Here is a 10,575-nt window from a genome sequence, read left to right on the forward strand (position 1 = left end):
TTTCTGCCTACTCAGCTAATCCAGCCGGGACGCCCCGGCGCATGCCCGGTCAGCGCCGCCTCGGCACACTGCGCAAGGCTGCCAAACCGCATGGCGCGGCCCGACAGGCCCGGCCCGTAATGGGCGTATTTGCCCGAATTGGTCATGATGGTACGCGTGGTGGGCGGCAGTACCGGCTCGGTCACCGAACACCAGCAGAGGTCCGGGATGACTTGCACGCCCGAGGCTTGCAGGCGCGCCAATACCCCGTCGCCTGCTAACTTGTCACGCTCGCCCCGGCCAATCGTGACAATGGCGGCGGCTCCCTTGGCGATCCGGCGCCCGTCCAGCAGGTCCGCCAATACCCGACATTCATGGGCCGAGGCATGCGGACTGCCGATGGCCACCAGTTCCACCCGCGCGGGCCCGGGATTGAACTGCGCCCATGCGCGGGCGAAGTCCCCCGGCACGATAGCCATACGCGCCGCTCCCTCGGCCAGGGCTCCTTCAGCCTCGGGCGTCACCCCCGCGACGTGCAGCATCGCCGCCGCCGAAGTGGTGCCGAAAGCAGCACAGAGCGCCTTGAGGTCATCCTCGGACGGCGCGCTGTCCTCCAGCCCGGTCAGGAGAGGAATGCGGTCCGGCGCCAGCCGCCCGGCCAGATAGCCCAAGAGCGGCCAGAACGCGTCGTCTGCGTCCTCAGGCCGCTCTACCCGGATTTCCACCTGCGCCTTTCGATTGGCATCCAGATAGACGCCAGCCAGCGGCGCCCTGCCCGTCAGCGCCATGCACAGGTCGAGGTAATCGGGATGTTTGACGCTGCGCGCAGCCAGCACGCTGTTGGCATAGACCACCGCGTTCGACTCGGCCCAGGCGATGGCCTCGCCCGCCTTTGGTATGTCCTCCAGCAGATAGGGCGCACAGGTGAAACTGGGTCGCGCGCCCATCCGCAGATAGGCATCGGCCAGCCGACTGGCCGGCCCGCCGAACGCAGGCGGCACGCCCTGCGCGCGCCAGTTGGCATGATCGACCGAGATCGCGTTCATCGTGGTGGGGATACAGACCCGCCCGCCCATCGCGGCCATATCCTCGGCAAAACGCAGATTGGCCTCACTGTGATAGATGCAGCCGTCGATATGGGCGCGGCTGACATCGGTCAGCCGTTCGGCCCCCTGCGCCGCCGCCATGGCGCAGATGATCCGCATCGCCAGCCGCACCGGCGGCGCGGCCGCCTCGGAGAGCATGGCGCGGTCCACCGCGCTCAGGTCTAACATCTCGCCCGCGAGCGATTCCAATGTCAGCGACAGCGCCCCTGCCGTCAGCCGATCAGGCGTCACCGCGGCCAAAGGCTCTTTCGCCAGCGCGTCATACTCCGACGCCGACAGGCGCAGCACCGCGACCGGCCGGTCATACATCCAGACTGCGACCAAGGCACCGAGTGTCAGGATATCCTCGCCCTCACGGAACACCAGCGCCGCCGGGGCGTGGCCATTCAGCGCCAGCGCCAGCAGCACGCCACTGCCCGAGCATGACCCCCGGCTGGTCGGCATCATTACCACCGCCCCGGCCAGTGCCGCACCGTGCTGCGGGTGATGTGCGTCGATCACCCGGCCCGTCTCGGGATCGACCCCGCCCCAGAAACTCAACCCCTCGTCAAAGACCAGAACCGGCCCCGACACCTCGGCTGCCACGATGCAGTGTGCCATCCCGCCTCCCTGTTCAGGCCACGACGAAACCATGGGCATAGGGGTCGCGCGCGTCAATGAAGATGGTGTTGAAGCCGGTGACCCGCGCCCAGCCGCCAATCGAGGGGATGATACCCGGCCTGCCGCCGACCTCTGCCGCCGCTTCGACCCGGCCATGAAACAGCGAGCCGATGATGGACTCGTGCACGAAATCGTCGCCGGGACGCAAGGCGCCGCGCGCCGCCAGCTGCGCCATCCGGGCCGAGGTTCCGGTGCCACAGGGCGACCGGTCGATGGCCTTTTCGCCATAGAACACCGCGTTGCGCGCATCCGCGCCGGGCTGGGTCGGCTGCCCGGTCCAGAGGATATGCGACAGCCCCTGGATCTCGGGTTTCTCGGGGTGGGTGAACGTGTACTTCTCGTTCAGCGCCGCGCGTAGGCGCGGGCTCCACCCCACGAGGTCCAGCGCCCGGTGATCGGCAATATCGCGGAACACCGCCTGCGGCTCGACGATTGCGTAGAAATTGCCGCCATAGGCCACATCGACCGTGACCTCGCCCAGCCCTTCGAGATGGGCGCTCAGACCCGTGGCATGCAGATAGGCGGGCACATTGGTTAGCCGCACCTCTTCGACAAATCGCCCCTCCTGCCGGTATTCCGCCACCACCAGCCCGGCGGGCGTGTCGAGCCGCAACACGCCCGGCACACGCGGCGTGACCAGCCCGTGTTCGATGGCGGTCGTCACCGTGCCGATGGTGCCATGCCCGCACATCGGCAAACAGCCCGACGTCTCGATATAGAGAACCCCCACATCGCAATCCTCGCGGGTCGGCGGATAGAGGATGCTGCCAGACATCTGGTCATGGCCGCGCGGCTCGAACATCAGGCCGGTGCGGATCCAGTCGAACTCTGCCTGAAAATGCGCCCGGCGCGCCAGCATGGTAGCGCCGTTCAGACGCGGCGCGCCGCCGGTGACCACACGCACCGGGTTGCCGCAGGTGTGGCCGTCGATACAGGAAAAGGTGAACTGGGTCATGTTGCCTCAGAAACGGGTTGCAGCGTAGGGGGAAAGGTCGATCCGGGGCGCGGCCCCGGTGACAAGCGCGGCGACCAGCGCCGCCGTGCCCGCCGATTGGGTCAGGCCCAGATGGCCGTGGCCAAAGGCATAGGTGACGCGATCCGCGCGCGGAGCCGGGCCGATCACCGGCAAACTGTCGGGCAGCGAGGGTCGAAAGCCCATCCACTGTGTCCCGCCCTCGGTCCGCAGACCGGGCAGGAACCCGCGCGCCTTGTCCAGCAGCACTTCGGCCCGGCGCCAGTTGGGTGGGCGTTTCAACCCGCCCAGCTCCACCGCGCCGCCGACACGCACCCCCTGCCCGATGCGCGAGACGACAAAACCGTGATCGGGAAAGGTCAGATGCGTGCGCAGATCGAAGACCCCCGCAGGCAGGGTGGTGTTATAGCCGCGCTCGGTTTCCAGCGGGATACGGTCGCCCAGCGTCCGCGCCAGGTGATGCGACCAGGCCCCGGCGCAGATCACCGCCCGATCCGCCCGGCGGGCACCATCGGCACAGTCGAGCGTCACCGTCTCGCCCTCCTGCCGCAACGCGCGAACCTCGGCGATCTCGATCCGCCCGCCCCGCGCCCGGAAGACATCCGCCAGATGCGCGACCCACAGCACCGGATCGGTCACGTTGCGCCAACCGGGGGTGAACCCGGCATGAGTGAAGCGCGGCGACAGGCCCGGCTGAATCTCGGCAATCGCCTCGGGCCGGTCGAGCAGGCGAAAGGCGACCCCATGGGCGGCGCGGGTCTCCCACCCGGGCAGGCTGGCCTCATAGGAGCGCTGCCCTTCGTAGAGCTGCAACTGCCCCTCGTCGCGGACCAGCGCCCGCGCGCCGGTCTCGGCAATCAGCGTGTCCAGCGCTTCGGCGCTCAGCCGCATCAGCGCCGCCTGCGCCGACAGCGCACCGACATAACGGTCGCGCCAACTGGCCCGCCAGAACCGGACCATCCAGGGGGCAATCTGCGCGACATAACCCGGCGGGACCGACAGCGGCCCCAGCGGATCAAGCAGCCATTTCGGCGCCTTGCGCATGAGCCCCGGCGTCGCCAGCGGGATCACATCGGCAAAGGCAAAGGCCCCGGCATTACCCGCCGACGCCTCGGCCGCGACCCCCTTGCGGTCCAGCACCGTGACTGTGTAGCCAGCCCCTTGCAGGGCCAGCGCACAGGTGATGCCGACCACGCCAGCCCCGATCACGATGACCTCGACACCGCGTGTCATGGCAGCGTATAGGCGGTCTTGACGGTGGTGTAGAACTCGGCGGCATAGGTCCCCTGTTCGCGCGCGCCATGGCTCGACCCCTTGGTGCCGCCAAAGGGCACATGATAGTCCACCCCAGCGGTGGGCAGGTTGACCATCACCATGCCCGCGCGCACATTGGCCTTGAAATGGCTCGCGTGTTTCAGCGAGGTGGTGCAGATCCCCGCCGACAGGCCGAATTCGGTGTCATTTGCCACCGCCAAAGCCTCGTCATAGTCCCGCACGCGAAGGACCGAGGCGACGGGGCCGAACACCTCTTCGCGGTTGATGCACATCTCGGGCGTGGTCTCGGTCACCAGCGCCGGGGCCATGTAAAACCCGTCCTTGTCCAGCTCCAACCGCTCGCCGCCGGTGACAGTGCCGCCTTCACTTCGCGCGATCTCGATATAGCCTAGGTTCTGCTCGAGCTGCCGCGCATCCACCACCGGCCCCATCTGGGTTGCCGGGTCCAGCGCATCGCCCACCCGCAGGTCGCGCATCGCCACCGTCAGCGCCGCCACGAAGCGGTCATGCACACCCTCGGTCACGATCAACCGGGACGAGGCGGTGCAGCGCTGGCCGGTGGAAAAGAACGCACCATTGAGGCAGGCGGCCACCGCCAGATCCAGATCGGCATCGTCCAGAACCACCATCGGGTTCTTGCCGCCCATCTCCAGCTGCACCTTCTTCATCGCCGCGCCGCAGGCCGCCGCGATACCGCGCCCGGTGGGCACCGACCCGGTAAAGGAAATCGCGCTCACCCGCGCGTCCGATATCAGACGCGGACCCAGCTCGGACCCGCGCCCCATCACCAGGTTCATCACGCCCGCGGGCAGGCCGGCGCGCGACAGAATCTCGACCAGCGCATGGGCACTTCCCGGCACCAGGTCGGCGGGTTTCAGCACCACCGCATTGCCATGGGCCAGCGCCGGGGCGACTTTCCAGGCCGGGATCGCGATGGGAAAGTTCCAGGGCGTGATCAGCCCGACTACGCCCACAGGCGCGCGGGTGACCTCGACCTCGACCCCGGGTCGGACCGAGGCCAGCCGGTCGCCGGTCTGGCGCAGCGCCTCACCGGCGAAGAACTTGAAGAGCTGCCCGGCCCGCGCCACCTCGCCGATCCCCTCGGCCAGCGTCTTGCCCTCTTCGCGCGACAAGAGCCGCCCCAATTCCTCCTTGCGCGCCAACAGCTCGGCGCCGGTGAAATCAAGCGCATCGAAGCGCTGTTGTGGGGTCGAAGCGGCCCAGATCGGCGCAGCAGCATGGGCGGCGGCGATGGCGGCGTCCAACTCCCCCACTCCGGCCTGCGCCGCGTGACCGATGATATCGGTCACATCCGAGGGGTTCACATTGGCGCGGCCCGTGCCGCAGGCGACCCAGTCGCCGCCGATGAAATTGCGATATTCCATCCCCATTGCCTCAGGCCGCAAGGTCGAGCTGCCGCGACCAACCGGCATACCAGGTGCGGAACAGGGCGTATTGCCGCTCGACATAGCCGCGCTGGCTGTCGCTCAACGCGTCGGTCTCGTTGAAATGCAGGCTGTATTCCGGCTCGCCGTTCAGCACCATCATATGCTTGTAGTAAAGAACCAGGTCCGGCCCCTCGTCAAAGGACGACAATACCCCCAGCGCCTCTTCCAGCTCCTGCGCGCGCTGCCGCGCCACCGGATCGCCCGCCGCCGCACGGCGGCAGAGCACGACCAGATGCAGCACCTCGCGCGGCAGCGCGTTGCCGATACCGGTGATCGCCCCCTCGGCCCCGCAATTGACGAAACCATGAAAGACGGCGGTATCGACCCCGACCATCAGCGTCACACCATCGTCCTGCGAAGTGATCGCCTCGGCGGCATAGCGCAGGTCGGCCTTGCCGCCGAACTCCTTGAACCCGATCAGGTTGGGATGCGCCCGGCGCAGGTCAAAGAACAGATCGGCGCGGGTGGCAAAGCCGTAGTAGGGGCTGTTGTAGATCACCGCCGGCAGGTTGGGCGCCGCCGACAGGATCGCCGCGAAATGAGCGCGTTGCGCCGCCATCGAACTGCCGCGCGACAACACGCGCGGGATCACCATCAAACCGCGCGCGCCGACCTCGGCCGCGTGGCGGGCATGGGCAACGGCCGAGGCGGTGTTGACCGCCCCCGTTCCCACGATCACCGGCACCCCGGCGGCGGTCAGGCGCGCCACGCCCTCCATCCGTTCGGCATCGGTCAACAGCGGCCAGTCCCCCATCGAGCCGCAATAGACCACCGCCGACATGCCAACAGCGATCATCTCGCGCCCCTTGCGCACCAGCGCGTCGAAATCGGGTCGGCGGTCGGGGGTGCAGGGGGTCATCAGCGCCGGCATGGTGCCGGAGAAAACGGTCTGGGTCATGGAATGTCCTTTCGTCGCGGATCACCGGACCCGCCCTGAGTCGAGATGCCCTCTTGTTATTGGATATTGGATCCAATATTCAATATAAAATTTTTACATCCCCGCCGTGTTGCGTTAGCCTGCGGGAAAAGCGGTAGCTGACAGCGTGGAAAATGGCGAAATTTCAAACTGTTGACATCGGGCGCTCGGCCTCGGCGGCCAGTATCATCTTTGCCGCCCTGCGCCGCGCGATTGTCGAGGGCGACCTGGCCGATGGTGAACCGCTGCGCCAGGACGAGATCGCGCGCAGTTTCAACACCAGCCGCATCCCGGTGCGCGAGGCGCTGACCATGCTGGAGCAGCAAGGGTTGGTGAAGACCGAACGCTACAAGGGCGCCGTGGTGGCGGGCCTGTCGATGGCCGAGGCGACCGAGATCTTCGATTTCCGCGCGCTGGTCGAGGCCGAGGTGATGCGCCGGGCCGTGCCCAACATGACGGCCGAGGTGATCGACACCGCCCGCACCTGCCTGGAACGCTTTGCAGCCGCGAGCGACCCGATGCACTATGGTGACCTGAACCGTGAGTTTCACGAAACGCTCTACCGCGCCTCGGCCCTGCCCTATCACCTGGGGGTCATCGAAAACGCGATGGACCGGATCGACCGCTATCTGCGCGCGCAACTGGTGCTGAGCGACGGGATGGAGCGCGCCCGCCGCGAACATCTCGCCATTCTCGACGCCTGCGCCAAGGGAGAGGCCGAACGCGCAGCCGCCCTGACCGCCGAACATATCCGAGGCGCGCGCGACTCGCTGGCCGAGCATATGGAACAGCGCAACGGGTAACATCACGCGCCATCCGCATCCGATTCCCGGCAAATCGCCACAAACGGTTTCAAGTTGTTGCGATCCTTGGTTATGCTTACCTGAAAACGACTAGGAAAACAGGTCGCGAACGACCCGAAGTCCGTTTCGCACGCCTCTTGGCGGTCACCGCAAGTTTGGCCTTGGACGAATCGAACCCCGCCTTTAAAGGGCGACCGACACCGGAGCCCCAGCCGCAGGAAAGGCCGACCCGATTGAAACATCCTCTTGACGCACCGCATTCCGTCTATGGCGTGGACAAATGGGGCAAGGGCCTGATTGTGGTGACAGAAGAGGGTGAGATCGGGCTGAAGAACCCGCTCCGCCCCGAGGCCGACGCGGTCAGCCTGCCCGGCATCCTGCACGATCTGGAACAGCGCGGCATTCGCGCCCCGATGATCCTGCGGATCAGTTCCTATCTTGAGAACGAGATCGCCCATATCAACGACAGTTTCGTCGATGCCATCAAACGCTCGGGCTACAAGGGCGCCTATCGCGGCGTGTTTCCGATCAAGGTCAACCAGCAGGCGCAGGTGATCGACCGCATTGTCGAGTTCGGCCATCGCTATAGTTACGGGCTTGAGGCTGGATCGAAACCCGAACTGGTGATCGCGTTGGCGCACAAGCTGGCCTCGGACGCGCTGATCGTCTGCAACGGGGTCAAGGATGCAGAGTTCATCCGCCTCGCCATCCTCAGCCGCAAGCTGGGGTTCAACACCGTCATCGTGCTGGAAAGCCCGAAAGAGGCCGATACCGTTATCGAGGTCTACAACGAGCTGGGGATCGAGCCGCTTCTGGGTGTGCGCGTGAAGCTCACCAACCAGCTGAGCGGCAAATGGGTCGAAAGCTCGGGCGACCGTTCTTCCTTCGGCATGAATACCGACCAGCTCGTGCGCGTGGTCGACAAGCTGCGCGATGCCGGGCTGATCCATTGCCTGAAACTTCAGCACTCGCATCTAGGCAGCCAGGTGCCCGACGTCAACGACGTGCGCCGCGCCGTGGGCGAGGCCTGCCGCTATTTCACCGAACTCAGCGCCGAGGGCGTGCCGCTCAGCCATCTGGACCTGGGCGGCGGCATGGGTGTCGATTACACCGGCGAGAAACGCGCCACCGAGAACTCGATCAACTACACGGTCGAGGAATATTGCGCCAACGTGGTGGAAACAGTGGCCTATGCGATGGACGAGGCCGGCATCGCGCATCCCACCATCGTCACCGAAAGCGGCCGCGCGGTGGTGGCAACCTCGTCGCTGCTGGTGTTCAACGTGCTCGAAAGCACGCTGTACGACGCGCCCACCGCGCCGGGTACCGAGCCCGACGATCACCATCTGGTCACCGACCTGGCAGCAGTGAACGGCTATCTGACGCCCGCGCGGCTTCAGGAATGCTGGAACGACGCCACATTCTATCGCAACGAATTGCGGGCCCTGTTTCGCCGTGGCTATGTCGATCTGCGCCAGATGGCCCGGGCCGAACGGATCTATCTGTCGCTGATGGCGCGGATCAAGACCATGGTGGCCGAGGTCGAGGCCGAGACCGATCTGGACGCCCAGATGGAAAAGATCGCCGATATCTACCACTGCAACTTTTCCCTGTTCCAGTCGCTGCCCGATGTCTGGGCCATCGACCAGTTGCATCCGATCGTGCCGCTTCAGATGCTGAACGAGGCGCCCGACCGCCGCGCGGTCCTGTCCGACATCACCTGCGACAGCGACGGCAAGGTCGACCGCTTCATCCTGACAGACGGCGTATCGCCCTCCTTGCCGGTTCATTCGCTGCCAGAGGATCAGGACTATTACCTCGGTGTCTTCTTCGTCGGCGCCTATCAGGAGACTCTGGGCGATCTGCACAACCTCTTTGGCGACACCAACGTGGTCACCATCGACCTGCGCGCCGATGGCGGGTTCGACTTGCTGCACGAGCAGGAGGGCGACACCATTTCCGAGGTGCTCTCTTATGTCGAATACGACCCGGCCGATTGCGTCGCCGCCTTTCGCAAGCTGGTCGATGGCGCCATTTCCAACGGCTGCCTCAAGGCCAACGAGCGCAAGCTGATCATCGGCGCCTATCGCGACAGCATCAACGGCTATACCTATTACGAATAACCCACCAGCCAGAGGAGACCTTCCCATGGGCAAAACACTCGTTGTCGGCGCAGGTGGCGTCAGCCACGCCGCCGTTCACAAGATGGCCATGAATTCCGACATCTTCACCGAGATCACTCTGGCCAGCCGAACCAAGGCGAAATGCGACGCCATCGCAGCCTCGGTCAAAGAGCGCACCGGCGTGACGATCAAGACCGCCGCGCTGGATGCGATGGACGTGGCCGCCACCGTCGCGCTCATCAAGGAGACAGGCGCCGAGATCCTCGTGAACCTCGCCCTGCCCTATCAGGACCTCAAGCTGATGGATGCCTGCCTCGAGGCCGGGTGCCACTACCTCGATACCGCCAACTATGAGCCCGAGGATGTGGCCAAGTTCGAATACCACTGGCAATGGGCCTATCAGGACAAGTTCAAGGAGGCGGGTCTGACCGCAATCTTGGGGTCCGGCTTCGATCCGGGCGTGACCTCGGTCTTTGCCACCTGGCTGAAAAAGCACAAGCTCGAAACCATCCGCCAGATCGACGTGCTGGACGCCAATGGCGGTTCGAACGAGCAGGCCTTTGCCACCAATTTCAACCCCGAGATCAACCTGCGCGAGGTTCTGGCCGAGGCGCGGCACTGGGAAAACGGTGACTGGCAGGTCACGCCCGCCATGACCCACAAGGTCGAGTTCGACTTCCCCGGCATCGGGCCCAAGAACATGTACCTGATGTATCACGAGGAACTGGAGAGTCTCTCGACCCACTTCCCCGAGATCGAGCGCGCCCGCTTCTGGATGACATTCGGCGATGCCTATATCATGCACGCTCGCGTGCTGGAAAACGTCGGCATGACCCGCATCGACCCGGTCATGCATGACGGCAAGGAAATCATCCCGATCCAGTTCCTGAAAACCCTGCTGCCCGACCCCGGCACCTTGGCCGAGGAAACCAAGGGCAAGGCCTGCATCGGCGATATCGCCACGGGCCAGGCCAAGGACGGCTCGGGCGAGAAGACCTATTACATCTACAACATCTGCGACCACGAGGAATGCTTCCGCGAAGTGGGTAGCCAAGCGGTTAGCTACACCACCGGCGTGCCTGCGATGATCGGCGCGGCGCAGGTGCTCAAGGGCAATTGGGTGGAACCGGGCGTTTGGAACATGGAACAGCTCGACCCGGACGACTTCATGGACATGCTCAACAACCATGGCCTGCCCTGGCAGGTGCATGAACTCGACGGTCCGGTCTCTTTCTGACCTTTTGAGCTACGGGCGCCCGCGCCCTTTCTTCTGTTAAGAAATACCTCAGGGG

Annotated in this window: 8 protein-coding genes; 3 read left to right on the forward strand and 5 right to left on the reverse strand. The window is 65.4% G+C overall.

Annotated elements, in window-relative coordinates; all coding sequences use genetic code 11:
* Positions 1–11: 11 nt before the first annotated feature.
* Genes lhpI through AC2FNA_RS09605 form a run of 5 tightly spaced genes read right to left on the reverse strand, consistent with a single transcriptional unit; the run spans position 12 to position 6,339 of the window.
* Entirely contained in the window at positions 12–1,685 is a 1,674-nt protein-coding gene (lhpI, locus tag AC2FNA_RS09585; protein ID WP_496825969.1) for a cis-3-hydroxy-L-proline dehydratase, read from the reverse strand.
* Positions 1,686–1,698: 13 nt separating this feature from the next.
* Entirely contained in the window at positions 1,699–2,700 is a 1,002-nt protein-coding gene (locus tag AC2FNA_RS09590; RefSeq protein ID WP_496825971.1) for a 4-hydroxyproline epimerase, read from the reverse strand.
* Positions 2,701–2,706: 6 nt separating this feature from the next.
* Positions 2,707–3,951: an NAD(P)/FAD-dependent oxidoreductase gene (locus AC2FNA_RS09595; RefSeq protein WP_496825973.1), complete on the reverse strand. Its 1,245-nt coding sequence runs from the start codon at positions 3,949–3,951 to the stop codon at positions 2,707–2,709.
* On the reverse strand, positions 3,948–5,378 hold the full coding sequence (locus tag AC2FNA_RS09600) for an aldehyde dehydrogenase family protein (protein ID WP_496825975.1): 1,431 nt from the start codon (positions 5,376–5,378) through the stop codon (positions 3,948–3,950). The genes AC2FNA_RS09595 and AC2FNA_RS09600 overlap by 4 nt, the downstream gene beginning before the upstream one ends.
* A 10-nt stretch (positions 5,379–5,388) precedes the next feature.
* Entirely contained in the window at positions 5,389–6,339 is a 951-nt protein-coding gene (locus AC2FNA_RS09605; protein WP_496825977.1) for a dihydrodipicolinate synthase family protein, read from the reverse strand.
* Positions 6,340–6,491: 152 nt separating this feature from the next.
* On the opposite strand from AC2FNA_RS09605, the gene AC2FNA_RS09610 reads away from it, so the two are divergent.
* From AC2FNA_RS09610 to AC2FNA_RS09620, 3 genes are all read left to right on the forward strand, one after another.
* Entirely contained in the window at positions 6,492–7,160 is a 669-nt protein-coding gene (locus tag AC2FNA_RS09610) for a GntR family transcriptional regulator (RefSeq protein ID WP_496825979.1), read from the forward strand.
* Between the two features lie 233 nt (positions 7,161–7,393).
* Positions 7,394–9,283 (forward strand): biosynthetic arginine decarboxylase, encoded by a 1,890-nt coding sequence (gene speA, locus AC2FNA_RS09615; RefSeq protein ID WP_496825980.1) that lies wholly within the window; start codon positions 7,394–7,396, stop codon positions 9,281–9,283.
* Positions 9,284–9,308: 25 nt separating this feature from the next.
* A complete protein-coding gene (locus AC2FNA_RS09620) occupies positions 9,309–10,520 on the forward strand; it encodes a saccharopine dehydrogenase family protein (protein WP_496825982.1) in 1,212 nt (403 codons plus the stop codon).
* The last annotated feature ends 55 nt before the right edge of the window (positions 10,521–10,575 follow it).

The sequence above is a fragment of the Ruegeria sp. YKSD163 genome, from assembly GCF_059612905.1.